General features: G+C 67.2%; 21 protein-coding genes. 8 read left to right on the top strand and 13 right to left on the bottom strand.

The genetic code is table 11. The features are described 5' to 3' along the window. Nucleotides 1–76 precede the first annotated feature (76 nt). The 3 genes from ACSUZC_RS06720 to ACSUZC_RS06710 all read right to left on the bottom strand — a co-directional run bounded on the left by ACSUZC_RS06720 (nt 77) and on the right by ACSUZC_RS06710 (nt 3,254). Nucleotides 77–733 (bottom strand): GNAT family N-acetyltransferase, encoded by a 657-nt coding sequence (locus ACSUZC_RS06720; protein ID WP_439032092.1) that lies wholly within the window; start codon nt 731–733, stop codon nt 77–79. A gap of 88 nt (nt 734–821) precedes the next feature. Next, nucleotides 822–2,126, bottom strand: coding sequence for a molybdotransferase-like divisome protein Glp (gene glp, locus ACSUZC_RS06715; protein ID WP_439032091.1), 1,305 nt, complete (start codon nt 2,124–2,126; stop codon nt 822–824). Nucleotides 2,127–2,309: 183 nt separating this feature from the next. After that, the gene (locus ACSUZC_RS06710) at nt 2,310–3,254 is read right to left on the bottom strand and encodes a UTP--glucose-1-phosphate uridylyltransferase (RefSeq protein WP_439032090.1); all 945 of its coding nucleotides are present in this window, start codon (nt 3,252–3,254) and stop codon (nt 2,310–2,312) included. Nucleotides 3,255–3,415: 161 nt separating this feature from the next. Between ACSUZC_RS06710 and ACSUZC_RS06705 the strand changes: the two genes are divergently transcribed. Then, nucleotides 3,416–3,994: a 5-formyltetrahydrofolate cyclo-ligase gene (locus ACSUZC_RS06705; protein WP_439032089.1), complete on the top strand. Its 579-nt coding sequence runs from the start codon at nt 3,416–3,418 to the stop codon at nt 3,992–3,994. A 75-nt stretch (nt 3,995–4,069) separates the two neighbouring features. On the opposite strand, the gene ACSUZC_RS06700 is transcribed toward ACSUZC_RS06705, so the two are convergent. After that, a complete protein-coding gene (locus tag ACSUZC_RS06700; protein WP_439032088.1) occupies nt 4,070–4,414 on the bottom strand; it encodes an FmdB family zinc ribbon protein in 345 nt (114 codons plus the stop codon). Nucleotides 4,415–4,641: 227 nt separating this feature from the next. On the opposite strand from ACSUZC_RS06700, the gene ACSUZC_RS06695 reads away from it, so the two are divergent. Then, nucleotides 4,642–6,186 (top strand): alanine/glycine:cation symporter family protein, encoded by a 1,545-nt coding sequence (locus ACSUZC_RS06695; RefSeq protein WP_439032087.1) that lies wholly within the window; start codon nt 4,642–4,644, stop codon nt 6,184–6,186. Between the two features lie 37 nt (nt 6,187–6,223). Here ACSUZC_RS06695 and nhaA read toward each other — a convergent pair whose 3' ends face one another. Continuing rightward, the gene (gene nhaA / locus ACSUZC_RS06690) at nt 6,224–7,492 is read right to left on the bottom strand and encodes a Na+/H+ antiporter NhaA (protein WP_439032086.1); all 1,269 of its coding nucleotides are present in this window, start codon (nt 7,490–7,492) and stop codon (nt 6,224–6,226) included. A gap of 245 nt (nt 7,493–7,737) precedes the next feature. Here nhaA and ACSUZC_RS06685 point away from each other — a divergent pair, with 245 nt between their 5' ends. From ACSUZC_RS06685 to ACSUZC_RS06675, 3 genes are all read left to right on the top strand, one after another. Then, a complete protein-coding gene (locus ACSUZC_RS06685; protein WP_439032085.1) occupies nt 7,738–8,409 on the top strand; it encodes an SAF domain-containing protein in 672 nt (223 codons plus the stop codon). Between the two features lie 189 nt (nt 8,410–8,598). Further along, complete coding sequence (gene mscL, locus ACSUZC_RS06680) at nt 8,599–9,483, top strand: large conductance mechanosensitive channel protein MscL (RefSeq protein ID WP_439033014.1); 885 nt, start codon at nt 8,599–8,601, stop codon at nt 9,481–9,483. A 147-nt stretch (nt 9,484–9,630) separates the two neighbouring features. Further along, nucleotides 9,631–9,759, top strand: a complete 129-nt coding sequence (locus ACSUZC_RS06675) for a hypothetical protein (RefSeq protein WP_439032084.1) — start codon at nt 9,631–9,633, stop codon at nt 9,757–9,759. A gap of 106 nt (nt 9,760–9,865) precedes the next feature. Here ACSUZC_RS06675 and ACSUZC_RS06670 read toward each other — a convergent pair whose 3' ends face one another. Continuing rightward, on the bottom strand, nt 9,866–10,489 hold the full coding sequence (locus ACSUZC_RS06670) for a hypothetical protein (RefSeq protein ID WP_439032083.1): 624 nt from the start codon (nt 10,487–10,489) through the stop codon (nt 9,866–9,868). 1,404 nt (nt 10,490–11,893) lie between these two features. Here ACSUZC_RS06670 and ACSUZC_RS06665 point away from each other — a divergent pair. The 3 genes from ACSUZC_RS06665 to ACSUZC_RS06655 all read left to right on the top strand — a co-directional run bounded on the left by ACSUZC_RS06665 (nt 11,894) and on the right by ACSUZC_RS06655 (nt 16,602). Next, the gene (locus ACSUZC_RS06665; protein ID WP_439032082.1) at nt 11,894–13,657 is read left to right on the top strand and encodes an ABC transporter ATP-binding protein; all 1,764 of its coding nucleotides are present in this window, start codon (nt 11,894–11,896) and stop codon (nt 13,655–13,657) included. Further along, nucleotides 13,650–15,560 carry an ABC transporter ATP-binding protein gene (locus ACSUZC_RS06660; protein WP_439032081.1) on the top strand — a complete coding sequence of 637 codons (1,911 nt, stop codon included), beginning with the start codon at nt 13,650–13,652 and terminating at the stop codon, nt 15,558–15,560. Before ACSUZC_RS06665 ends, ACSUZC_RS06660 begins: the two co-directional genes overlap by 8 nt. Before the next feature lie 61 nt (nt 15,561–15,621). Beyond that, complete coding sequence (locus ACSUZC_RS06655) at nt 15,622–16,602, top strand: alpha/beta hydrolase (protein WP_439032080.1); 981 nt, start codon at nt 15,622–15,624, stop codon at nt 16,600–16,602. Here ACSUZC_RS06655 and ACSUZC_RS06650 read toward each other — a convergent pair. The 7 genes from ACSUZC_RS06650 to ACSUZC_RS06620 all read right to left on the bottom strand — a co-directional run bounded on the left by ACSUZC_RS06650 (nt 16,581) and on the right by ACSUZC_RS06620 (nt 25,467). Continuing rightward, complete coding sequence (locus tag ACSUZC_RS06650) at nt 16,581–18,359, bottom strand: ABC transporter ATP-binding protein (RefSeq protein ID WP_439032079.1); 1,779 nt, start codon at nt 18,357–18,359, stop codon at nt 16,581–16,583. The genes ACSUZC_RS06655 and ACSUZC_RS06650 overlap by 22 nt on opposite strands. Nucleotides 18,360–18,602: 243 nt before the next feature. Next, nucleotides 18,603–19,289: an MspA family porin gene (locus tag ACSUZC_RS06645; protein WP_439032078.1), complete on the bottom strand. Its 687-nt coding sequence runs from the start codon at nt 19,287–19,289 to the stop codon at nt 18,603–18,605. A 71-nt stretch (nt 19,290–19,360) separates the two neighbouring features. Beyond that, nucleotides 19,361–20,002, bottom strand: a complete 642-nt coding sequence (locus tag ACSUZC_RS06640) for an MspA family porin (protein ID WP_439032077.1) — start codon at nt 20,000–20,002, stop codon at nt 19,361–19,363. 695 nt (nt 20,003–20,697) lie between these two features. Continuing rightward, complete coding sequence (locus tag ACSUZC_RS06635; RefSeq protein WP_439032076.1) at nt 20,698–21,357, bottom strand: MogA/MoaB family molybdenum cofactor biosynthesis protein; 660 nt, start codon at nt 21,355–21,357, stop codon at nt 20,698–20,700. A 127-nt stretch (nt 21,358–21,484) separates the two neighbouring features. Continuing rightward, complete coding sequence (locus ACSUZC_RS06630) at nt 21,485–23,032, bottom strand: S1C family serine protease (RefSeq protein WP_439032075.1); 1,548 nt, start codon at nt 23,030–23,032, stop codon at nt 21,485–21,487. Nucleotides 23,033–23,239: 207 nt separating this feature from the next. After that, nucleotides 23,240–24,727: an ATP-binding protein gene (locus tag ACSUZC_RS06625; RefSeq protein WP_439033013.1), complete on the bottom strand. Its 1,488-nt coding sequence runs from the start codon at nt 24,725–24,727 to the stop codon at nt 23,240–23,242. Nucleotides 24,728–24,780: 53 nt separating this feature from the next. Beyond that, the gene (locus tag ACSUZC_RS06620) at nt 24,781–25,467 is read right to left on the bottom strand and encodes a response regulator transcription factor (RefSeq protein ID WP_238421263.1); all 687 of its coding nucleotides are present in this window, start codon (nt 25,465–25,467) and stop codon (nt 24,781–24,783) included. Between the last annotated feature and the right edge of the window lie 135 nt (nt 25,468–25,602).

The following is a 25,602-nucleotide window of genomic DNA, read 5'->3' as shown; positions in this document are numbered from 1 at the left end:
TGCGCCCAGCCACCTTCACTCGGCTCGCGATAGGAGGTCGACGACGGGCAGTCGCGCCCGGATGGGGCGACGGCCGTCAGCCGAACGACGCCCGGCCCGCGCGGACGAGTGCCTCGGCGGCGCTGCCGACCACTTCCTCCGCGGTGAGGGCGAACAGCATGTGGTCGCGCCAGCGCTTGTTGACGTCCATGTAGCGCAGGAGCAAGCCCTCTTGTCGAAACCCGATGTTGGTCAACACCTTCTGCGATGCCTCGTTGGCGGGCTGGACGGTCGCGTCGAGGCGGTGCAGACCCACCGGGCCGAAGCAGTGGTCGACGCCCAGCGCCACCGCGGCCGTCGCGATGCCGTTGCCGGCGACCGCCGAATCAACCCAGTACCCGATCCACGCGGTGCGCACGGCACCACGCTGGATGTTCCCGACCGTCAGCTGCCCCACGTAACGACCGTCGAGCTCGATGACGAACGGCAGAAGGGCACCGCGCTTGGCCTCGGATCTCAACACCCCGAACAGCGGAGGCCACGACGCCGGCTGATGCCGGTCGGCCCAGCTCCCCACACCGGTGGGTTCCCAGGGCAGCAACGCGTTCTGGTTGCGGATGCGCAGTTCGCTCCACGTCTTGGCGTCACGCATCTTGACCGGCCGCAGGGTGACCGATCCGGTCCTGGTGTGCAACGGGCCGAGGGTCGCCGGCCAGCCCGGGCTGCTCTGATCGCCGCTCAACCACCTGAACACGTGATGAAGTTTATGCGCTGTCACGGATTCGTCTGCGAAACCCGCAACTCGCGCAGGCACCCGGCGTCGAACGGGGAGCGTGACCTCGTCATCCGCGTTGCGCGAGGAATGCCACTTCCACCTCGTCACCGGTGCCCAGCTCTTCGACCTCGGGGTCGACCATGATCAGGCAGTTGGCCTCGGCGAGTTCGGCCAACAGATGCGAGGACCCGGTCGGTGAGGCGCCCAGCACCTGGACGAGGTAGTCGCCGGAACGCTCGTCGCGCATGAGCTGACCCCGCAGATAACCCTTGCGACCCTGCACCGATGCGATAGGACCTATCGTGCGCGCCTTGATGATCCGGCGCATCGGCTGCCGTTTGCCGAGCGCGATGCGGATGAGTGGACGCACCATCACCTCGAAGGTCACGAGCGCACTGACCGGGTTGGCGGGCAAGAGGAACGTGGGGACCTCGTCGCGGCCCAACCGCCCGAAGCCCTGTACCGAGCCGGGATGCATCGCCACCCGCACGATCTCGAGATCACCGAGGTCCGCGAGGGCGTCGGCGACTGCCTTCGACGCACTACCGCCGACGGCGCCACAGATGACCACGATCTCCGAGCGGATGAGCTGGGCCTCGACGACCTCGCGCATCCGTGACGCCTCACGCTCGGCGATGCCGACGCGGTTGACGTCGGCACCGGCGTCGCGCGCCGCAGCGGCCAGCGCATAGCTGTTGACGTCGTAGATCTGCCCCGGGCCCGGCGTCCGGTCGATGTCGACGAGTTCACTGCCCACCGAGATCACCGACAACCGCGGACGCGGGTGGACCATCACCCGGGCCTGCCCGACCGCCGCGAGCAGACCGACCTGGGCCGGTCCGATGATGGACCCGGCACGGACCGCGACATCGCCGGGTTGCACGTCGTCGCCGACACGCCGCACGTAGTTGCCGCTCTCGACGCCGTGTCCGACTTTGACCCGCTGGTCACCGCCATCGGTCCAACGCAGCGGCACCACCGCGTCGGCGAGGGTCGGCATCGGCGCTCCGGTCTCCACCCGCACCGCCTGGCGCGGCTGCAACCGGGTCGGGTTCCGCGAACCCGGGCCGACCTCGCCGACCACCGGTAGGGACACGATCATCGGTTCGCCCGACTCGAGGTCGACAAGCTCGGCGCCGTTGGCGTCGAAGTCCTCGAGATCGTCGGGCGCGAGAACGCCCGCGAGGCCGACGTCGACGGCACGCACCGCATACCCGTCGATGGCGGCCTGGTCGAACCCCGGCATCGGGTGTTCGGTGACGACTTCCTCAGCACACATCAGTCCCTGCGCCTCGGAGATCGCGACGCGCACCGGTCGCGGCGCCACGGCGGCCGCGGTCACCAGCGTCAGATGATCTTCGACAGACCGCATCTCACCGCTCTCCCCGTCTCACCCGGTCAGCACACCGCGTCGTACGCCCGACACAGCCGCGCGCGCCGGTCGGCACGCCGTGCACTCGATACAACACAGGGAAACGGTATCGGGCTGTCGCGCCGCAGCGTTCGAGGCGCGCGGGAGGAGACGAACGGACGGGGCGAAGGATCGCGGCGAGGCTCAGCCTTCGGCCAGTCGCTTCTTGAGCCACTCCCGCAGATCGGGACCGTAGTCGTCGCGGTCGAGCGCGAAGTCGACCGCGGCCTTCAGGTATCCGCCGGGATTGCCGAGATCGTGGCGGGTTCCACGGTGGACGACGACGTGGACCGGCTCACCCTCCTCGATGAGGAGTGCGATCGCATCGGTGAGCTGCAGCTCGCCGCCGGCTCCCGGTTCGATGCGCCGCAGTGCGTCGAAGATCTTGCGATCGAGGATGTACCGACCCGCGGCCGCAAAATTCGATGGCGCGTCCTGCGGTTCGGGCTTCTCGACCATGCCCTTGAGGCGCATCACATTCGGGTTGTTGGCGTCGGGCAGCGGCTCGACATCGAAGACGCCGTAGGCGCTGATCCGGTCCTCGGGGACCTCGATGGCGCACAGCACCGAACCGCCTCGGCGCTGCCGGGTGCGTGCCATGACCTCGAGCACCCCGCCGGGAAGCACCAGATCGTCGGGCAGCAGCACCGCGATGGCGTCCTCGTCGTCGTCGAGGTAGCTCTCCACACAACCCACCGCATGCCCGAGGCCGAGCGGCTTCTCCTGGATGACCGAGGCGACCTCGAGGAGGTTCGGTGCCTTGCGCACCTTGGCGAGCATGGACTCCTTGCCGCGGGTGGCGAGGGTGTTCTCCAGGACGAGGTCTTCGACGAAGTGGGCGACCACGCCGTCCTTGCCGGGCGATGTGATGATCAGCAACCGGTCGGCGCCGGCGGCTTTGGCCTCCTCGGCCACCAATTCGATTCCGGGGGTGTCGACCACCGGCAGCAACTCTTTGGGGACCGTCTTGGTCGCCGGGAGGAACCGGGTCCCCAATCCGGCTGCCGGGACGACCGCGGTGTGCGGGATCGGCGGAGTGTTGGGTACACCCTCGTACTCACTGAAACCAGCTTTGTTGGTCGCACTCATGAATCCACCCTAGGACAGGTGTCGTCTTCCGGCCCGATGGACAACGGTGTCCCGGACGACCCCGGCACGATTCGGTCGTCGGATACAGTGCGGTCGTCCCGGCCGGCACGGTCGCGGACACAGTCACCCGTACTCGATACGACGCGAAGGACGGTCGGGTCTTGCGAACGCTCAAGGAGCACTTCCGGGAAGAGATCGAGGCCCGGCGGGCGGGTATGTCCCAGGCCGAGAGAGACCGTGCCGCAGCGGCTCTCGCCGAGTGGATGTACTCGTGCCCGTTCCGGCTCGAGTACGACGTCACGGTGGCCGCGTACGTTCCCGTCGGCAGCGAACCCGGATCGACATCGATGCTCGACGCCCTGGTCGATCGCGGAGTTGCGGTCCTCGTCCCGGTGGTCCCCGCCGGCGGACCGGCACCACTGGACTGGGCGCCCTACACCGGCCCGGAGTCGCTGGCACGTGGACGATGGGGTCTGCTCGAACCCACGACGGACAGATTGGGCATCACCGCAATCCGTGCGGCGTCGGTGATCTTCGTCCCCGCGCTCGCCGTCGACAAGACCGGGGTCCGGCTGGGTCGCGGGGCCGGCTACTACGACCGCACCCTGCACGGTCTGTCCGCCGACCTCGTCGGTGTGGTCTACGACGACGAGGTCGTCGACTCACTGCCCTCCGGCGACCACGACGTCCCGGTCCGCTGGACCCTCACACCCGGCGACGGATTCCGCGACCTCACCTGAGGACGGGACGACAGAACCCGGACAGTGCCGTATGAGGCCCCTGCCCGGGTTCTGTCACGTGGATCCGACGAGATGTCAGGCCGGCGTCGCGGCCTTGCTCTCGCTCTTGCCGCTGCCGGCGGTCGAGGAGGAACCAGACGCACTCGACGACTCCGACTTCGACGAGCCGGAACTCGAGGAGCTGTCCGAGGACGACGAAGACGAGCTGTCCGACGACGACGTCGAGGTGTCCGAGGACGACCCGGGTCGGGAGTCCGTGCGGTAGAAGCCGCTGCCCTTGAACACGATGCCGACCGAATTGAACAGCTTGCGCAGGCGTCCGGCGCACTGCGGGCACTCGGTCAACGAGTCGTCGGAGAAGGACTGGACGATGTCGAACTTGTTGTCGCACTCCGTGCAGGCATACGAGTAGGTGGGCACCGAAACCTCCGAAAAGTCAGTAAACGCTGACCAGTGTAACCGACTTTGGCACTCACTCATTCCGAGTGCTAAGGCCGGATGTCGCATCTCGAGGCGACAGGTCGGATCGGACCCTCTGGCTCCCGGGGGAAACGTCGTGCAAACTACTCCCCTGGCCGAAGTAAACGGTTATCCATCGACCACCGGGACAAGCCGCCAGACGGACGTCCTCTTCCTCCGGAGCCGCCATGACCGACTTCCTGACCGATCTCAACAGCATCATCTGGAGTAACCCACTTGTGTACCTGTGCCTCGGCGTGGGCGTGTACTTCTCGATCCGCTCACGGTTCCTGCAGGTCCGGCACATCCCGGAGATGATCCGAGTGATGCGCCACGGCGAAAGCTCCCCCGACGGGGTGTCGTCGTTCCAGGCGCTGATGATCTCGCTGGCCGGCCGCGTCGGAACCGGCAACATCGCCGGCGTGGCCACCGCCATTGCGTTCGGCGGGCCGGGTGCGCTCTTCTGGATGTGGGCGATGGCGTTCCTCGGGGCGTCGACCTCGTTCGTCGAGTGCACCCTCGGCCAGATCTACAAGACGCGTGATCCGCTGACCAACGAGTACCGCGGCGGACCGGCCTACTACTTCAGCAAGGCCCTGGCGCACACCCGCGCGGCACCGTTCTTCAAGGTGTACGGACTCGTCTTCGCGGCGGTGACGGTTCTCGCCTGCGGCCTGCTGCTCCCGAGCGTGCAGGCCAACTCGATGGCGATCGCCATGAACCAGGCGTGGGGCATCGCCGACTGGGCAGTCGCGGTCGGAGTCGTGATCGTGCTGGCCTTCGTCATCATCGGCGGTGTCAAGCGCATCGCCACCTTCGCCACGATCGTCGTGCCGTTCATGGCCATCCTCTACATCCTGTTCGCGCTGTTCGTGGTCGCCACCAATGCGTCGCAGGTTCCCGAGGTCCTACGACTGATCCTCGCCAGCGCCTTCGGCATCGATTCCGTCTTCGGATCGGTCGTCGGCGCAGCGATCATGTGGGGCGTCAAGCGCGGTATCTACTCCAATGAGGCCGGCCAGGGCACCGGCCCACACGCCGCGGCGGCCGCCGAGGTCTCCCACCCCGCCAAACAGGGGTTCGTGCAGGCCTTCGCGGTCTACGTGGACACCCTCTTCGTGTGCTCGGCAACCGGCTTCCTGATCATCTCCACCGGGGCATATCGGGTGTTCGAAGGCGAGAGCGCCGACGGCGCCGTCCTCGCCGACGGCGGGCTGCTTCCCGGTGGCACGGATGTCGGACCCGCTTTCGTCCAGATCGGGTTCGACAGCATGTGGAACGGCGCGGGCTCGACGTTCGTCGCGATCTCTCTGGCGTTCTTCTGCCTGACGACGATCATCGCCTATTACTACATGGCCGAGACAAACCTGCGGTTCCTGATGGGGAAGGCCTCCACGCTGTACGTCCGGCCGCTTCGCAGCACGCTGGGCGCGAACCTGACAATGCTCCTACAGGCGTTGATCCTGGTGTCGGTGGCAGTCGGTTGTGTCTCAACCGCCAGCGATGCATGGACACTCGGCGACATCGGCGTCGGGCTCATGGCGTGGCTCAACATCGTCGGCATCCTGATCCTCCAGCAGCCGGCATTCAAGGCGCTGCGTGACTACGAGAAGCAGAAGAAGGCCGGCAAGGACCCGATCTTCGATCCGATTGCGCTCGGCATTGTCGGCGCGACGTTCTGGGAGTCCTACGGCAAGACCGACGCGAAGGAAGAGGTCTCCGCCGCGAAGTGACTCTCGGGCTGTGCTGCCGCCGGGACGTGATCGGGGCCTATCCCCCGATCACGTCCCGATCGATGTCGGGGATGTTGTCGCGATTCATGTCCGGATCGCGGACCTGCCGGGCGTCCCAACGTAGGAGGATCGCGGCCAGAATCGCGGAGACGACCGAACCGGCCAGGATGGCTGCCTTCGCCGCGGCGGCGTGATCGTCGGAACCGGCCTCGAAGCTCAGCTCGGCGATCAGCAGCGCGACGGTGAACCCGACCCCGGTCAACACTCCGATCGGTAGCAGGTCCCGAAGTCCGATCGAGTCCGGTAGGCGCAGGGGCGTGAAGGTGGTCATCAGCCACGTCGACCCGAGGACACCGACGACCTTCCCGACCACCAGCCCGACGAAGATGCCGACCGAGACCGGCTGGACGACCGACCCCTCACCGCTGACGACGCTGACGCCCGCGGCGGCGAATGCGAAGACGGGCAGCGCCAGGGCTGCAGAGTACGGCCGGACCGCATCGTCGAGCATTTCGGTGCGGGGTCGGTTCTCGCCGCGGATCGCGACCGCGGGGACGGCGAACCCGAGCAGCACGCCCGCGATGGTGGCGTGCACTCCCGACGCGTGCATCAGACCCCAGGCGACGACGGCGACGGGGATGAGCACCGGCCACCATCGCCACGCCTGACGAACCAGCACGGCGAAGACGGCCACGGCGACCAGCGCCGCGCCGAGCAGCACAACGTCGATCTGTTCGGTGTAGAACGTCGCGATCACGATGATGCCGAGCAGGTCGTCCACCACGGCGAGCGTGAGCAGGAAGGTGCGCAAGGCCAGAGGCAACCCGCGACCGAAGATGGCGAGCACAGCGAGGGCGAAGGCGATGTCGGTCGCGGTGGGGATCGCCCATCCGCGCAGACCCTCGGGATCGCCGAGCGCCACGACGAGGACGTAACAGGCAGCGGGGATGATCATGCCGCCCACGGCCGCGGCGATGGGCACCCCGGCGAGCTTCAGGTCACGCAGGCTGCCCGCGACGAACTCGTGTTTGAGCTCGACGCCCACGACGAAGAAGAAGATCGCCAGCAGACCGTCGGATGCCCAGTGCGCCAACGACAGATGCAGGTGCAGCGCCGACGGCCCGACCTCGATGTGGAGCAGGGAGTCGTAGGCCTCGCGCCACGGCGAGTTGGCCCAGACGACGGCGACGGCCGCGGCCAGCAGAAGCAGTGCGCCGCTGGTGGTGTCGAGTGCCGCCCAACGCCTCAGGCGTTCGCTCCGGCCCGCGGTCGTGTCTGCTGCGGGGTGTGGGGGGTGGTCGGTCATGCCGCTCCTTCGGTGGTCGGACACAGGGCCATCGTCACGCCACCCGGCCGGGCAGCGGCCGACCAGACTTCCCGGCACACCGTCGTCGATTCTCCCCCACCGTGCCGACGGTCACCAGTCGGCCCCTACCCCGGACCGGAGCATCGCCCTCGATTCGTTCCACATCGACCGGCCCGGCTCCGGACCTGTTCACAGGTCCCGGCATCGACCGCGGGCAGCGCAGCGCAGCGTCCTAACGTTCGCCCATGCCACCGACCCTGACCCCGACATCGCGACACGCTCTGTCACCACGACTCCGTGACCGCCTCGGTGCCGCGTTACGGCCGGGTTGGACGCGAAGCCTGCTGATCAGACGGTGCGCAGCGGTCGCGCTGATCGTGTCTGCCGCGGCCGTCGGGGTCGTCGGTGCACGTACGGACGGCGATGTCGAGGTCCTCGTGGCGACACACGACCTCCTGCCCGGCAGGGTCGTCGAGGACGGTGACGTGCATCCACGCCGGGTCGTCGGCTCGTCGGTCCCGGAGGGAGTGTTGAACGACCCCGGCCTGGCGATCGGGCGGACGGTGACCGGACGCGTCCGCGGCGGCGAGATCCTCACCGACACGCGCCTGCTGTCCTCGCATCTGCCCGCCGATCTGACCGGCCTCGACGATGCCCGGCTTGTGCCGGTCCGCCTGTCCGACGAGGCGGTCACCGCACTCCTGCGCCCCGGGGACGTCGTCGACGTGCTGACCGAGGACGCCGATGTCCTGGCCCGGCGCGCGGTCGTCGCACTGCACGCGCTCGGTGCGGCCCCGGGCGGCATCACGAGCGGGCGTACGGCGGCCACCCCGGTCTTGCTCGCGATGGACGCCCCGTCGGCTCATCGCGTCGCGGCTGCTGGTCTGGACACGTCGCTCGCGGTGGTCCTGCACTGAGCCGGGCAGCGCACCGATGAGGCAAGCGATGCATGACGACACAACCGCGGGAATCAACTCAAATGGATCGGTTTGTTCACGATCGTGGATAGGGTAGTACAAGCTCGCACAGTGCATGTCGGATTTGCGCCGATCATGCACGGAAGCGCCGGACTACTGAGCGGAAACGTCAAGGAGAGGCCGTACACCGTGCTCAAGGGATTCAAGGACTTCATACTCAAGGGCAACGTCATCGAACTGGCGACCGCGGTCATCGTCGGTGCCGCGTTCACCGCGATCGTCACAGCCTTCACCGACGGCATCGTCCAGCCGATCATCAACTCGATCCCGATCGGCGCCGACTCCGCCCAGGGCCTGGGATTCCAGATCACCGACAACCCATCGACATTCGTCGACCTCGGCAGCGTCATCACGGCGGTGATCAACTTCCTCATCATCGCGGCCGTGGTGTACTTCATCATCATCCTGCCTTACAACAAGCTCTCGGAGCTCGGCGGATTCGGCAAGAAGGCTGAGGTCACCGAGGTCGCGCTGCTCACCGAGATCCGCGATCTCCTCGACCCCGAGGGAACGTCAAAGGCCAAGGTGGAGGCCGAGAGTGATCTCCCAGCACACCTGACCGATCCCGCGGGCCCGGCCAGTGACTCCTACGGTCCGCCTTCGGGTTCGTTCGCACCCTACGAAGCCCCGTCGGGAGCCGGTACCACGCAACGCATCTCGACGCCGCCGCCCGGATCCCAGGGTCTGCCACCGCACTCGGCGCCGTATCAGTCCGGGCCGTCTCCCTCTGCCCCACCCCAGTCGGGTCAGCAGTCGGGTCAGCCCCAGTCCGGTCAGCCCCAGTCCGGTCAGCCACAGTCCACGCCGCCCCAGAACCGGCCTCCGCAGGGCCCCCCTCCCGGCCAGCCGTACCCGACGCCGCAACCGGCTCCGGGCAACTATCCCCCGCCCGGCAACTATCCGAATCCCGGCGGTTACCCGGCACCGGGACAGGGATCGGGGTATCCGGGCGAGCAGTATCCGGGTGATTTCCCGGGCGAAGGTCCGGACGCACCCGGGCGGCACTCGCGATGAGTTCCGCCGCCCGGTCGCGACTCCCAGGAGTCTGACAGCCAGGGCCATCCGAACTCGAAGTTCGGACTCCTACTTTGGGATTCGTCGCCGCAACGAGCGACCACACCGGACACGACGCCGGTGTGACGTCACGAGAAGGATGAACACATGGCCCACAAGATCACGCCGAATCGCCAGGCGCAGCAGCAGAACCGACGCAACGGTCGTCCGCAGCAGCGCACTCAGTCGCGCCCCCAGGCCCGTCCCCGGACGTTCCCGTGGTTCTTCGGTAGCTGACGCCCACCACGCACCCGGTCGGGGAAGACCCCGGACCCACCGAGCCCCTGCCGCCTCCGCGGTGGGGGCTCGGTGCGTGCCGGGACTACTCGACACGACGCGCGCGTCAGCCGATCGGGTCGATCCGTTGTACCCACACCGTCGGCCCATCGGTCAGTGTGAACTGCGCACGGACGTGGGCGTTCCACCGGCGGGCATACAAGTCCGAGAGCTGCGGATCGCTGGTGCTGCAGGTGAGCGGGCGGCCCTCGCTGTGCACACGCTCCACGACGGGATCAACCAGTTGCGCCAGCATTCCCCCTCGACGGTGATCCGGATGAACGAGGGCGAAGATGACGCGGATCGGATCGTCGGCGACAGCCGACTCGGCGGACTTCTGCTGCAGTTCCGTGAAACGGTGCGGGAAGCCGGTGAGCTCGCGAACGTGGCGCCGGGTGCGGTCCTTGAGGTCGTCGTCGATGCGTCCGGCCTCACTGGTGCTGTCGGAGACGGCGATCAACGAGATCATGGCGCCGTCGTCGTCGAAGACGCCGCGTAGGCCGTGCAGATACTCGACGAACAGAACCTCGCCGTACCAGCGGTACGCCTGGACAGGTGCATCCGCGCCGATGAGCCAGCGATAGACCGGAACCTCGCGCAGTCCGTGTTCGAGCAGGTCCAGTGCCGTGGCCCGGTCCGATTCGGTCACTTGCCGGGACGTCGTGCCGCCCACCTCCACGCGTTGCGTCATCGGTTCATACCAGCACATCCACGTCGCCGGCGGCCAACCATCGGCCGCGTCGCACAGTGCCGTTCCAGACTTCCGAGCGGAATGTGTTCACCCAGAATTCAACCGGTTCTGATCAGGACAGCCGGAGATACGTGCGGTATCGTCGGCCGCGTTGCTGTCCTCGGGACGGAACGACCGTGCTACACAATGAGTTCGTCGACACCCATTAGGAGAATCGCATGTCTGACGCGATCAGTATTTCCTGGATCCGCCTCTACATCGAGGAATTGGTCACCGGTTCCGACGAAGGCGGCGGCTCGGACGGCACCACCGCCGAGTAGTTCGACCCCGACGGCGCGAATTGCTCTGGGCACCTACTGCGCCCGCCGGCGATTCGCTTCCAGAACCAGAGTTCCAGGCATGCGCAGTCGGCGGCGTCGCGTGCGACAACCGACAACATGCCACCCATCGGTTCATGCCGACGGACACGAGAAATCGTCAACGAGAAGGAGTTTGTCATGGGTGAAGTAGTAGGCGGCGGAATCGGCGACGCGATCAAGGACCTGCTGACCGGTTCGCTGGACAGCGACGGCGTGCCGATCGAGGACTAGAGGTACCGGCCGATCAGCTTCGGCCGTACCACCCCACACGAGCCCGGAGGCGAGCCTCCAGAGGGCTCTGCGAGATCACTTCCCGCGCAGGCGGGTTCTGACCCTTGTTCACGACAAAGGAGAAACACATGGCCACCGGTATCGAGATCAACCTCAGCGAGATCATCCGCGACCTGGACGCTCTGTCGGACGAAGCACCGACCGAGAACTAGTCCACCGAGTTCCCGCAACCGCCCCCGGCCTCAGCCGGGGGCGGTTTGCTTTGGGCTCTCATCGCACGAAAAGAATTGCCGGGTCAGAGCAGTCGATTGTTGCGGAATGGTTCACCGAGAGTCCATGGACTGTTGACGGCCGTATTGTCGAATATCGTATTGTCTGCGTCGTGATCGTCGTTCGCCTACGTTCGACGCCCACGTCCGGCAGTTCACCATCGACGAAGGAGATCACATGGCTGACATCATTCAGGGCGCAATCACCGACGCAATCGTCGAACTGGTCACGGGTTCGATCGAATCGGGTTCAGAAGAAGCTCCTGTGTAGATCTCGACCTCAGGCAGCCGCCCCGGATCTCGATCCGGGGCGGCTTTGTTTCGTCCGGGCATCGAGAATGCCTGCCATCGAAGTATTGTTTACCTGCTCTTGGTGATATCTCGGAGTTCCCCGCCGAGATATCCGGCGCGACCCGGTGTGAAACCCTCGCATGTAGACTTCGGAACACTTCACGGCCGCAACCCCCCGGAGTCCGGTACCCGGGGCCCGATCACTCCCCCGAACGGTCCGCCAGCGTCACCACGACCCGGAGTAGCCTCACCAAATGCCCATCACCCGCTCGCTGAGCAAGGATGAGGTACGTGCGTTACTCGCGCTCCAGTTCAACGCATTCCGAACAACACGGTTGGCCTGTGCCGGTTTCCTTGTGTTCCAGCTCGCATCGGTGTTCACCACCCTTGCCCAACCGGCCCTCAACGCCGCGATCATCGACGACGGCATCTTGCGCGGCGACGTGGCGACCATCAAGCGCGTCGGTGTGCTCATGGTCGTGGTGGCCGTGGTCAACCTGGTGGTCTCGATCGGCGCCACCTTTCTCGCCTCTCATATCTCTGCGACCGCGGCTCGCGACCTTCGCGTCCGCCTGCACAGTCGCATCAGCAAATTCAGCGATCCGCAGGTCCATTCCGTCGGCCTCTCGAGCCTCCTGACGCGCTCTACCGGCGATGTCGGTCAGATCCAGGGTTTCGTCTTCATCAGTCTCACCGTCGTGGTGACCGCACCGCTGATGCTGCTCGGCGCCTTGGTGTTGTCGCTGGCGCAAGGGTGGCGGATGGCGCCGGTTCTGGTCGTCGCCGGGGCGGTACTGGTGATCCTGGTGGCCGTCCTCGTCCGACGCCTGGTGCCGTGGGCCGCCCAGATGCAACGCCGCCTCGACGTCGTGAACAGGGTCCTGCGCGAGCAGCTGCGCGGAATCGCGATCATCCGGACCTTCCGTCGGGAAGACCGCGAACGGGCTCGATTCGCGGTGGAGAACGAGGAACTCACCCAGGTGGCCCTCCGTCTCGGTCGTCTACAGGTTCTGATGCTTCCGCTGGTCACCATCGTCTCGAACCTCGCTGTGGTCTCGGTGACCGCGCTGGGCGCAGTCTTCGTCGACCGCGGGCAGATGCAGATCGGACAGATCACGGCCACGGTCGGCTACCTCGGCCAGATCCTTCTGGCCGTGTCGTTGCTGACGGTGATCGCCGGAATCATCCCGCGTGCGGTGACCAGTGCCGGGCGTATCACCGAGGTGCTCGACACCGAGTTCCTCGACCCCGGCGACCCCGATACCGACGGAGTCACCAAGCCACCCGCGATCATCTTCGACGCGGTGTCCGTCTCCTACCCGGGTGCCGAGGTCCCCACCATCAACGGTGTCTCTCTGTTCTGTGCACCCGGTACGGTCACCGGCATCCTCGGCGGAACCGCGAGCGGCAAGTCGACGCTGCTGTCCCTCCCGCTGCGGTTCGCCGACCCGACCTCGGGACTGCTCCGGTGGGACGCCGACGACGTCACCGGTCTGGCGCCGGCCTGGGTTCGGGCACGCAGTGCTTTCGTGGGCCAGGGCGCCGAACTGATCACCGGAACGATCGCCGAGAACCTGCGGATCGCCCGCCCCGACGCCACCGACGGAGAGCTGTGGTCCGCCCTCGAGGTCGCCGCGGCCGCCGAGTTCGTCTCTACGCGCCCTGGCGGTCTCGAGGCTCCGGTGTCACAGGAGGGACGCAATTTCTCCGGCGGTCAACGCCAGCGACTCGCACTGGCACGCGCAGTGCTCCGCCGCCCCGCGCTGTACGTGCTCGACGATCCGTTCAGTGCCCTCGACGTCGACACCGAGGCCACGATCATCGACCGACTGCGCCGGACCGATCCGGATGCGACGGTCCTGCTCGCCGCGCAGCGTGTGTCGTCGGTGCGGCGCGCGGACGTCATCGCTGTGCTCGACGCCGGACGCATTGTCGACGTCGGCACCGACACCGAGTTGCGGGACCGGAGCGACATCTACCGGGAGATCGCCTACGCGCAGGCAGTGACCAATGCTTGACCAGCGGTCGCAGGCACCGGCGGTCGCAGCCACCAACGGGCCGGAGCCGGGGGATCCGCAGAAGGCCACCGGGCGGGACGGATCGCTCCGCTGGATCATCCGGCAACTCGAACTGAGCCGGGGTCGTGGTGCGGCCATCTCCCTCTTCGCGATCCTCGCTGCCGTCGGCGGCGTCGTCGCACCGATCCTGTTCGGGGCGATCACCAACGTCATCGTCGACGGCACGGTGGGCGACGCGACGATGGATTGGCGGCTGCTCTGGACCCTGCTCGGCGTCCAGGTCGCGGTGTTCGTGGTCGCGGCGGCCTGCAGCCTCACCCAGGGCCAGCTCCTCACCGTCGCCGTGCAGCGGTCGGTGGCCGGACTCCGTGCCCGCATCGAAGACAAGATCCACCGACTTCCGCTGCGCTACTTCGAGAACAACAGACGCGGCGCGCTGGTGAGCAAGCTGACGGCCCACACCGACAACGCCGCGACGGTGATCGCACCGGTGCTGGTGACCGTCCCGACGAATGCGCTGACGCTCATCGTGGTCACCGCCGTCCTGTTCGTCATCTCCCCTCTGCTGGCATGCGTCGCCCTCGTCGCGGCACCGGTGTCGGCGCTGGCCGCGGTGTTGCTCGCCCGCCGGGCACGGCCACACCTCGAGGCCCGGTGGACGACCACGGCCGCGCTGACGGGCCACATCGAGGAGGAACTCAGCGCCCGGCGGATGCTGCAGGCGTACAACGCCGAACCGACCGCGGCACGCCGTTTCGACGACCTCAACGGCAGCCTCTTCTCCTCGGTCCGTTCCGCCCAGTGGATCGGCGGTTCGTTGCCCTCGGTGCTGACCGCTGTCAACGCCCTGGTGTTCCTGGTCCTGGCGGTCCTCGGCGGAATCATGGTGGTCGACGGCCACCTGAGTCTCGGCGCGGCCCAGGTCGTGGTGGTGTTCGCGCAGCAGTTGACGAGCGCGGTCCGCGAACTCGCCGGCTTCATCACCAAGGTCCAGTCCGGGACGGTCTCGGCGAGCAAGGTCCGCGAGGTGCTCGAAGCGCCCGAGGACGCCGGCCTCGACACCGGAGTACCGGCGCCGACCTCCTCCGGCCGGCACCAGCTTCCGCCCGAGATCGTCTTCGACGACGTGGGTTTCGCCTACGAGGAGGGCAACCCCGTCCTCGACTCGGTGAGCTTCCGGATGGCACCCGGCACGACGACCGCCGTGGTCGGGACCACCGGTTCGGGCAAGACCACGCTCACCAACCTCCTGCAGGCGTTCTACACACCCACCCGTGGCTCGATCACCATCGACGGCGTCGACCTGACCGAACTCGGACCGCAGCACGTACGTGACAACATGGCGGTCGTCACCCAGGAGCCGTGGCTGTTCACCGGAACCGTCCGCGAGAACATCGCTTTCGGTGTCGACGACAGCCAAGCCGTCGACACCGCTCTCGACGACAGCCATGTTGCGCAGATCGTCGCAGCGCTGCCGAACGGCATCGACACCGTCATCGGCCAGGAGTCCGAGAACCTCAGCGCAGGCGAGAAACAGCTGGTGACCGTCGCACGTGCGATAGCGGCGTCGCCGGCGATCCTCATCCTCGACGAGGCAACGAGCGCCGCCGACCCGCGCACCGAACTGCTCGTCCAGCGCGCCCTACACCGTCTGCGCACGGGGACCACAACCTTGCTGATCACCCACCGCATGGCAACCGCCGCGCTGGCCGACACGATCGTCGTGCTCGACGATAAGGTGATTGCCGAGGCCGGGACCCACCAGGAACTGATCGCCGCGGGAGGGATCTACGCCCGCCGGTGCGGAGTGACGCCAGGTGCCGGTTCGAGTGATGCGACTCGGCCCGACGACGGTACGAGCGGCAGCAGACCGAACGGTCCGGACACGGGGTCGAACCCGTGACAGAAGGCAGGAGCCGCGCGGGTCGGATCACCGGCCCGTCGTCTCCCGATCAGGAGGAAACGTGAACAGCAGTCTGCGCAGGCTCGGGATGGCGGCAGTGATCGCCCTCAGCGTCTCGCTCGTCGCTCCGATGACCGGCGGGGCGAGCGCCGCACCACGACTGATCGACGCCGGTTCACCCGGGCGCGTGAGCGACATCGTGGTGCACTCCGACGCGATGAACCGCGACGTCCCGCTGACGGTGATCAAACCGGCCGACGAGTCGAAGCCCCGCGGAGTGCTCTACCTCCTCAACGGTGCAGGCGGCGGCGAGGACCGCGCCAACTGGCTGGAGAAAACCGACATCGTCGAGTTCACTCGCGACAAGAACCTGTACGTGGTGATCCCGAACGCCGGACAGTACAGCTACTACACCGATTGGCAGAAGCCCGATCCGGTACTCGGCGTCCACAAGTGGTCGACCTTCCTGGGCAAGGAACTGCCCGCGGTCGTCGATGCCACCTACAACACCTCCGGCCGCAACGCCATCGGCGGGATCTCGTCGTCGGCGACGTCGGTGCTGAACCTCGCCATCGAGCACCCCGACCTCTACGACGCCGTCGGTTCCTACAGCGGCTGCCCGACGACGTCCGATCCGTTCGGGCAGGAGTACATCCGGCTCGTCGTGGAAGTTCGTGGAGAAGGCGACGCCACCAACATGTGGGGCCCCTACGGCGGCTCCGGCTGGCGCGCACACGACCCCGTGGTCAACGCCGCCAAACTGCGCGGCCAGAAGCTCTACATCTCCAATGCCGGCGGACTTCCCGGTCAGTACGACACCCCGCGCTACGTGGAGGACCTGGACACGCTGGCCGACCAGATCGTGGTCGGCGGGGTGATCGAGGGCGCCACCCTGGGATGCACCGTCCAGCTCCTCAATCGCCTCGGTCAGTTGAACATCCCTGCCACAGTGGATCTCCCGCCGACCGGCACCCATTCATGGATGTACTGGCAGGACCAGCTGCATCGTTCCTGGTCGTTCTACGAGCGCGCCCTCGGATAGACAGCCCCGTCGCACCGCGCCGGCGTCGCCGGTCCAGCGCTGGTGAAACGACCGTCGCGTAGCTCGACTCGCCGGTCGGCGAGTTCGAGCACGCGAGGGTCGTGGGTGATGAGAATCGTGGTCCGGCCGGCTGTCACCCTCGCGAGTGATCCGAGGATCTCACCGACGGTCTCGTCGTCGAGACCCGTTGTCGGTTCGTCGAGGACGAGCACCGGCCGGTTGCGAAGGACCGTCCGCGCCACCGCGATCCGCTGTCGCTGACCGCCGGACAGGTTCTCCCCGCGTTCGACGACCTCGGTGTCGAAGCCGCCGCTCGTCCTCGCGATGAAGTCGGCTGCACCCGCGGTCCGGGCAGCAGCGACGATATCGGCTCGTGTCGGGGCCTCGAAGCCGAAGCGGATGTTCTCGGCTATCGTGCCGCGCATGAGGGCCGGGCGCTGGTGCAGCACCGACATCTGCGCCCGCAGTCCGGCGACGTCGAGGCTGCGGATGTCCCTGCCGTTCAACAGGATCGTGCCGGCATCGGGATCGTACAGACGCAGCAACAGATGGATCAGGGTGCTCTTGCCGGCACCGCTGGCACCGGTGATCGCCACGGTCTCGCCCGCGCGGATCTCCAGGTCGGCGCCGTCGAAGACTCGGGACCCGTTCTCCGGATAGGTGAACGACACTCCGGTCAGCGCCAGACTCGCCGCGGCGGACACCGTGATCACGGCCCCGGCGGAGATCGTGCCGGCAGAGCTCGATTCGGCCGCCCCCATCGGTGCGTCGAGGATCTGGGCCACCCGTTCGGCGCTTGCGGTGGCGGTCGTGACCTCGACGAGCAGGCCGCCGAGCGTCTGGATCTGTGGGTAGAGGTAGCCGAGATAACCGGTCAGGGCGATGAGTGTTCCCAATTGCGCTTCGCCGCTGGAGATCTGCCACGCCCCGAAGGCGATGACGGCGATCATGCACAGCACCTCGACGATCGTGACCGCTTCCGCGAAGGCTGCGCCGGCCCGTAGCTCCGACATACGGGCATCCCGCCACCGGCGGCTCTGATCCGCCACCCGGCGCCGATGACGCGTGGTCTGGTTGTCTGCCTGCAACGCCACCATGTTGCCGATCCCCTCGGCGATGAGAGAACTGATCTGTCCGGCGGCCTCCCGCTCACGGCGCGACGCACGTTTCACCGCGGCGCCGAATCGACGTGCGATCACCCAGAGCAGTGGCGCGAGAACCGCTGAGATCAAGGCGAGCTGCCAGTTCGTCACGAACGCGGCCAGACCATAGACGAGCAGGCTCACCACGGCGACGACCCCGGAGACCACTCCCGACGACAACAGGCTGTCGACCGCCTCGACGTCGCCGGTGTTGCGCGACACAAGATCTCCGTCTCCGAACCGGTTACGCGCATGCGGCGCGAGCCGTTGCGTGTGCGCATAGAGCTGATCCCGAAGGCGCAGCAGGACCGACTCGGTCACGCCTCCGGTGACGACCCCGCCGACGTACGACGACACCGCACCCAGCAGCGACACGGACACCCAGATCGTCATCGGGGTGCCGAGCGCGCTCAGGTCGCCGGTCACGAGTACGTCGTCGACGATGTGACCGAACAACGCGACGGTGACGACCGTGGTGCCGACCTGAACGAGATAGAAGATTATCGCGACGACGAGGCGCCATCGCAGGCCGGCGAGCAAGGGTACGAACCGACGTATCGTCTCCCACACCGAGAGCGCGGCCGGGCGCGCATCCGACTCCGGCGCGTGTGTCACCGACTCACCCGCGCAGGGATGGTCAGCCGGTCTCGACTCGGTCGCTGTGCACACTTCTGTCCTCGCTCCTCGCTGGCGGGATGGCACCGCCGCGATCGAGACTACGACCGATGACTGATGAAATCCCCTGGTAGAAGGCTGGATACAGGAGACTCACAGCAACACCGCAGCGACCGGACAAACACACACCGCTGGACGGGAATCCGTTCGGATTCCCGCCCCGCGGTGTGGTGAATGGGTCGATCAGCCGAGGCTGAAGTGCTTCCCGTTGAGCACCACGACACCCTTGACGGCGTCGGTGCTGACCGTGACCTGAACGAAGGCGCGAGCCGCGGCGTAGCCGGCGCAGCTCTCGACCTTGAACTGCTGCTGGCTGTAGGCGACGCCACCCTTCTGTCCCTTGAAGGTGTAGGCGTTCACTTCGTAGTCCTTGTACGCGGTGTTGTCACCCGAGGTCTCGTTGACGAGCCACTGACGCTTGACCTCGCCCGGGCCGAGCGAGAAGCCGCCGCCGACCTCTTCACCGTCGAGCCCGCCACCGACGGTGACGTTCGAGGGATCGCTGTAGTCGATGCCACCGGCGACACCCGGGACCTCGACGTCGCCGCCGCCGAAGTTGACCTGGCAACCCACGTCGTAGCCGACCTTGATCGAGCCGCCTTCGGCCTTGCCGCCGACGGTCACGCGGACCTTGCCCGACAGCCACACCTCGCGGGTGGTGGGGACGTTGCTGATGGGGCGCTGGACGTTGACGTACTCGTCGAACAGCTGGACAGTGACCGGGGTGCCGTCGACCAAGGTCTTGGTGATGGTGCCACCCGGCAGCGGGCCGGCGGTGGCGCCACCGGCGCCGAGGCTGGTGAGGCCCATCGCGACGGCACCGGCGATCCCGGCCGCCGCAACCACGCGACGCGTGATGTTCTTCTTCATGATTCCCCTTAGTGGAATATCAATCTGCCCTGGGCAGATAAGTCAGGAAAAGCTGGTTTATCTGCGCCTGATCAGCCGATGGTGAAGGGCTGGCCGTACAGGGTGGACTGGATGAGGGTGCCTTCGCCGCTGACCTTGCCGTCGTCGGTGCTGTAACCCTTGGCGCCGATGGTCTTGACCGCCGAACGCGCGGAGGCGTAACCACCGCACTGGTTGAGGTTGAACGAGAGCTGCGACAGCTGGACGGCTGCGACGCCCGAGTCGGAGAAGTCCTTGTCGGTGATGTCGACCACGGCGACCTGGCCGGGCTTCAGCGGAAGGCCGAGCGAACCGGACAGTGTGGTCGCGGTGAGGCTGATGGCGCCACTCAGGTCCAGCGTGATGCCGCTGACGTCCACCTGGCAACCGACGATGTACTTCACGGCCAGGTTGCCGCCGACGCCTGCCGACGCCTTGCCGGAGTAGGTGCCCGAGATGACGAAGCCGCGCGACGCGGCGTTGTTCGCGACGGTCGGGATCGGGTACGCGCTCTCGGCGGTACGCCACGTCTGGATGGACTCGCCGTCGATACCGGTGGCGTTCTTGTAGCCATTCGGCAGCTTCACTGCCGACGCCTCACCGACACCCATGCCGACCAGGCCCACGACCGCGGCCGAGGCGATCGCGACCGCGCCCGCGGCGCGGCGCAGCCCAAGCTTGCTGAACTTGCTCATTCGTTCCCTCTCACAGGATTCGGCTGATACCCCGCGGAATGCACTCACACCCGCAAGTCATGACCCTCGACGTTCGATGGGCTTCCACACAGTTACCACTAAGCACGCTCTTACGCATGTCTTAGCCGTCGTTAAGAATCCATCGAAATCCCGGTCACTGCTGCGTTGTCACTCGCGACAGATCGCAGGACCACCCCCAGTCCCCGACTTTGGGGACCCGAGCGTTGTCGAGCCGAACGTTATCGGAGGGGTCTCAAGTGGGGCAACAGGAGGACTCAGGCGTGTCACGAACAGGACACGCACCATAGTGAATGTGCAATCCGCCATCTATAGAAAGCGCAAAGTTAACGACAGGAAAACACGCTGATGCGCGTATGTGCGCGCTCGCCGCCGCTATTCGTAGTGCGGCGGCCGCTGGGCTTCGAACCAATCCTTAGAGCGGCCTGTGTGACTTTCGTCACTCTCGTCCGAAGTGACGTCCGGGAGCTCATCGCCGAACACGGCATCCAGCCTCCGACGGCGGTCCGCTCGACGCCGCGCAACCTCGTCAGCGCTGCTCACAGAGGATTTCTTGGCTTCGTCAGGGTCGGTCGTCATGGCGTCGGACATCCCCTCGAACGGTCCGTGGCACCCCGTTAACCTCGTGTTTTCTTCGCATTGCTGAACAGATTTTGCTTACAAAAAACTCGCCGCGATCAGAACTCGCTGATGGCCTCGATGACGTGCTTGGCGAGCGGAGCCGCCGTCGCCATGCCGTCGCGGACGGCCGCCCGGGAGTTGGCGATGTTGACCACCAGCGTCTGCCCGGAGATTCCAGCCAGCCCGCGCGAAAGTCCGCCGTCGGTGGCACCGGCAGCCAGACCGGAGCTCCGTACCGCCTCCTCGATGCCCCGGAGCCGCCGATCGAGGAGCGGCTCGGTCGCCTCGGGGGTCACGTCGCGTGCCCCGACACCTACTCCTCCCACCGACACCACGAGATCGACGCCGCCGATCACCGCGGTGTTCAGGGCGTTGCGGATCTCCACCTCGTCGCCGGACACCACGACTGCGGCATCGACATGGAATCCGGCCTCGGCGAGCAGTTCGCTCACGAGCGGCCCGAGGAGACGCTGGTCCTCACCGTGGGCCGCCTCGTCGTCGACGACGACCACCAGGGCGCGGCCGACTTCCTCGCCCTGCGGTCGGTGGGTGGCCTGTTCGTGGCGGGCGACGAACTCGCGAGCCGCGGCGTCGGCGGCCACCACATCAGCGGGATCGACCGATCCCTGGCCACCGGTGAGACGAACGTCAAGAGCGTTCTCGTCGAGGTCGCTCCCGGCGGAGATGGCGGTGTTGCGCGAACCAGCGTCGGACATGGCAGGCCCTTTCTGAGTGGTCGGACCGTCGGAACGGTCCTCGTGCTGCGCTACACCGGCGCGGAGGCGCCGGTACAGCGTCGATGCAGTTGTCATCCGGCGGTCGGTGACCGCCGGGGCTCACGTGTCACCGGACCTCGAGCGTCCCCAGCTTCACCTGAGCGGTCTTGGTCGCCCCGTTGTCCTCGTAGGTGACGGTGACGGTGTCGCCGGGAGCGTGCGAACGGACCGCCGCCACCAGTGCATCACCTGATGAGATCACGCGGTCATCGACCTTCGTGATGACCGCGTCGTTCGGGATCCCCGCCGCGGCTGCCGGCCCACCCGGGGTCACCGCCGTCACGACGGCGCCCGGGGCGTCGGAGTCGCCACTGGGGCGTACCGAGACACCGATGTTCGCGTGGCTCGCCTTGCCGGTTCGCTCGAGTTCCCTGGCGACCCGGATCGCCTGGTCGATCGGGATGGCGAATCCGAGACCGATGCTGCCCCCGGCTTGCTGCTCGCCTCCACCCAGGGTGGCGATCGCCGTGTTGATGCCGACCAGGGCGCCACGCGCGTTCACGAGGGCGCCACCCGAGTTGCCCGGGTTGATCGCCGCGTCGGTCTGGATCGCGTCGATCACCGACGTCGTGTTGGTGCCGGGATCACGCGAGGTCAGCACCGGACGGTTGAGAGCGCTGATGATGCCGGTCGTGACCGTGCCCGCGAGCCCGAGTGGCGAGCCGATCGCGATCACGTCCTGCCCGACAGCGAGGTTGTTCGAGTTGCCGACGGTGATGGCGGTGAGGTCCTTGCGGTTGACCTTGATGACCGCGATGTCGGAGATCGGGTCGGCGCCCAGTACACGGGCCTCCGCACGCGAACCGTCGGAGAAGTTCACCGCGACCTTCGACGCCGGGCCGTCGCCGCCGGCGCTGACGACATGGTTGTTGGTCATGATGACGCCGTCGCTGCTCAGGACGACGCCCGAACCGGAACCCATCGCCCCGCCGGCGGCGACGTCGATGGAGACCACCGACGGGATGACCCTCGCGGCGACTTCCTGCACCGAACCCGCGGGGGCCGCGACCGGCGTCGTGGTGTTGTTGCCGGGATCTCCGCCGAGCGGGCCGCTGCTACTCGTCGAACCGGTGTCGTCGTCGGCGAGGGTGTAGCCGGCGACGCCGCCCGCCCCGCCCGCGACCAGTGCCACGACCAGTGCCCCGGCACCGAGTGCGGCGAGGCGTCCGCCGCCCTTCTTCTTGGGCGCGCTCTGCGGTTCCGGAGTGGGTCCACCGAAGGACTGCGGCCCCCCGGGTCGTGAGCCGAACGGCGTCGCCGACGGCTGCCCGTAACCACCGAACTGGCCCTGGGGCGGGAACGGACCGGTTCCGGGATTGGAGTGGGACGGATTGCCATACGACTGGTTGGGATAGGACGGGTTGGTGTAGGACGAGGTCGGCGCGTTGCCACCGCCGTAACCGGACCGACCGCCCGGCGCCGGGAACGATCCGGACGCCGGCCCGGCCTGCGAACCGGAACCCTGCGACGCGGACGGGTTACCGCTGCTCTGCTGGCTCCCGCCCTGTTGGCCCGCGCCATGCTCTCCCGCGCTGTGCTGACCACCGCCGTGCTGACCACCGCCGTGCTGGCCACCCCCGTAGGGACCGCCACCTTGCGAACCGCCAGTCGTCATCTTCGTCTCTTCCTCGTCGGTCCGGCCTCTGTGCCGGTGTGGTGTCTTCCGATGGCGGGGACGGGGCCGGAACACCTCGGCCGTCGTACCCCGACTGCGCCTCCGGTCAACCCTAGGTGATCGATGACCAGGTCACACCGGGTGCGCACGCAGCAGTTCGCAGTCGTGACAGCTGTCGATCGGGGTCCGGTGTCAGGCACTTCTCCTCTACTGACGAATCACCTGGGGAGATGGTTCCGCGGCAGTCGCACGACCCGGCAGCGTCATGCGGATGAGCGCGCCGCCGAGGGGTGAGGTGTCGGCGACGACGCGTCCGCCATGTCGTTCGACCACCTGACGCACGATCGCCAGTCCCAGACCCGATCCCGGCATCGACCGCGACTGCGTCGACCGGTAGAACCTCTCGAAGACCAGTCCTCGGTCCTCCTCCGGGATACCGGGACCGGCATCGGCGACGGTGAGTTCCGCGCTCGACATCCCGACCTGGGTCAGCGCGACCTTCACCGTGCGGCCCGGCGGACTCCACTTGGCGGCGTTGTCCAACACGTTCAACACCGCACGCGACAGTCCGTGCTGTTCGCCGAACACGAACCACGGTGAGAGGTCGATGTCGAACTCGACGTCGTTGCGGCGGCGCCGAACTCGCTCGAGTGCCTGCTCGACGACCTCGGCCAGATCCACCTCTTCGTAGATGACCTCCGGCGCATCCTCGCGCGCGAGATCGACGAGATCTCCCACCAGCGTGGACAACTCCTCGATCTGGGCCATGACGTCGGACCGTAGTTCCACCATGTCCTGTTCGGGAACCTCGCGGGCTCCCGGCCGGCTCGCGGCGATGAGCAGTTCCAGATTGGTCCGAAGCGAGGTCAGCGGGGTGCGCAGCTCGTGCCCGGCGTCGGCGACGAGACGTGCCTGCCGGTCCCGTGATTCGTCGAGCGCCCTGAGCATGGCGTTGAAACTGATGGTCAGGCGCGCCAATTCGTCGTTGCCGGTCACCGGGATCGGGGTGAGGTCGTTGGTGCGGGCCACTCGTTCGACGGCCCGGTTGAGCCGGGCGACCGGGCGCAGTCCGGCGCGCGCGACCGTCGTCCCGGCCAGGGCCGCGAGAGCGACTCCGCCACAACCCACCACGAACAACACCCAGGCCAGTCGCTTGAGTGTCCGATCGGTCTGGATGAGGCTCTGCGCGAGCACCAGGGTGTTGCCGTCGTCGAGCTTGCGGGTGAGGACCCGCTGATTGCGCGTGGTGCGCAGACTCTGCTTGGTGGCGCCGGGCACCGAAGGCGAACGCACGATGCCGCGTTCGACGTCCTCGAACGGCACCTGCCCGATGAGGTAGGTCTCGCCGCTGGGGGTGACCAGTGCGATGGAGATGTTGGTGGAGAACACCGTTCCCGCCACCAGCTGTTCGGGTTGGTTGCGCAGGACGCCCGCACGCGCCAGGGCCGCCATGCCGTCGGCGCGGCTCTCCAGCTGCTGATCGACGTCGTTGTACATCGCCCGGTAGACGACGAAATACGCGGCCGCGGCCATGAGACTCACCGAGACCAGGACCACGGTGGCCGACAGGATGGTCACGCGCGTGCGCAGCGACACCGCGCGCGTGAGCGGCATCGGCGCGCGCATCTCCTTTTCCGCCGACCCGCCCGCGCCCACCGCATTGCCGGTGAGCGCCTGGGCGATTCGGTCCCGCAGGAGCAACCGGGCCCCGGAGGTCGGCTTCGACGCCGGGTCCGACGACCTGCCCACTAGGGCGGCGTCTCCCGCAACACGTATCCGACGCCGCGCACGGTGTGGATCAGTCGCGACTCGCCGTCGGCCTCGGTCTTGCGCCGCAGATAGCCGACGTAGACCTCGAGTGCGTTTCCGGACGTCGGGAAGTCGTAGCCCCACACCTCTTCGAGGATGCGGCTGCGCGACAGCACACGACGCGGATTCGCCATCAACATCTCGAGCAGCGCGAACTCGGTGCGCGTGAGGCTGATGGAACGCTCCCCGCGGGTGACGTCGCGGGTCACCGGGTCGAGCGAGAGGTCGGCGAACGTGAGGGTCTCGTTGTCCGCGTCGTCGTCCGGTGAGGCACGGCGCAGCAGCGCTCGGAGTCGGGCCAGGAGCTCCTCGAGCGCGAAGGGCTTGGGCAGGTAGTCGTCGGCTCCGGCGTCGAGACCGGAGACCCGTTCCGACACCGAGTCCCGGGCGGTCAACACCAGAATGGGCAGGTCGTCACCGGCGGAACGGAGTCGGCGGCAGACCTCGAGGCCGTCGAGGCGAGGCATCATGACGTCGAGGATCGCGACATCGGGCCGGTCGGCCAGGATCTTCTCGAGTGCTTCGATACCGTCGCCCGCTGTCTCGACGCTGTATCCGTTGAAGGTGAGCGACCGTCGCAACGACTCCCGGACGGCCCGGTCGTCGTCGACCACGAGGATGCGCATGGATACAGTCTTATCCACCTCGGCTGAGATAGGGCTGAGCAACGCCGAAACCCGGGCGGTGAACTGACCATATCGGGGTTCACCTGCGGTTCCGGAGCCCTTTCACACCCCGCGCGACGCCCTGTGAGGTCAAGT

The sequence above is a fragment of the Gordonia terrae genome, from assembly GCF_051789125.1.
Lineage (GTDB): Bacteria > Actinomycetota > Actinomycetes > Mycobacteriales > Mycobacteriaceae > Gordonia > Gordonia terrae_A.
The sequence above is the reverse complement of the archived record's forward strand: the minus strand, read 5'-3'. Positions and strand labels throughout refer to the sequence as shown.

Excerpts from the sequence above, each read along its gene's own strand:
- nhaA (WP_439032086.1), bottom strand. The coding sequence starts at position 7,492 with ATGACCGACCACCCCCCACACCCCGCAGCAGACACGACCGCGGGCCGG.
- ACSUZC_RS06660 (WP_439032081.1), top strand. The coding sequence starts at position 13,650 with ATGCTTGACCAGCGGTCGCAGGCACCGGCGGTCGCAGCCACCAACGGG.
- ACSUZC_RS06710 (WP_439032090.1), bottom strand. The coding sequence starts at position 3,254 with ATGAGTGCGACCAACAAAGCTGGTTTCAGTGAGTACGAGGGTGTACCC.
- ACSUZC_RS06695 (WP_439032087.1), top strand. The coding sequence starts at position 4,642 with ATGACCGACTTCCTGACCGATCTCAACAGCATCATCTGGAGTAACCCA.
- ACSUZC_RS06640 (WP_439032077.1), bottom strand. The coding sequence starts at position 20,002 with ATGAGCAAGTTCAGCAAGCTTGGGCTGCGCCGCGCCGCGGGCGCGGTC.
- ACSUZC_RS06670 (WP_439032083.1), bottom strand. The coding sequence starts at position 10,489 with ATGACGCAACGCGTGGAGGTGGGCGGCACGACGTCCCGGCAAGTGACC.
- ACSUZC_RS06630 (WP_439032075.1), bottom strand. The coding sequence starts at position 23,032 with ATGACGACTGGCGGTTCGCAAGGTGGCGGTCCCTACGGGGGTGGCCAG.
- glp (WP_439032091.1), bottom strand. The coding sequence starts at position 2,126 with ATGCGGTCTGTCGAAGATCATCTGACGCTGGTGACCGCGGCCGCCGTG.
- ACSUZC_RS06685 (WP_439032085.1), top strand. The coding sequence starts at position 7,738 with ATGCCACCGACCCTGACCCCGACATCGCGACACGCTCTGTCACCACGA.
- ACSUZC_RS06620 (WP_238421263.1), bottom strand. The coding sequence starts at position 25,467 with ATGCGCATCCTCGTGGTCGACGACGACCGGGCCGTCCGGGAGTCGTTG.
- ACSUZC_RS06645 (WP_439032078.1), bottom strand. The coding sequence starts at position 19,289 with ATGAAGAAGAACATCACGCGTCGCGTGGTTGCGGCGGCCGGGATCGCC.
- ACSUZC_RS06665 (WP_439032082.1), top strand. The coding sequence starts at position 11,894 with ATGCCCATCACCCGCTCGCTGAGCAAGGATGAGGTACGTGCGTTACTC.
- ACSUZC_RS06635 (WP_439032076.1), bottom strand. The coding sequence starts at position 21,357 with ATGTCCGACGCTGGTTCGCGCAACACCGCCATCTCCGCCGGGAGCGAC.
- ACSUZC_RS06675 (WP_439032084.1), top strand. The coding sequence starts at position 9,631 with ATGGCCCACAAGATCACGCCGAATCGCCAGGCGCAGCAGCAGAACCGA.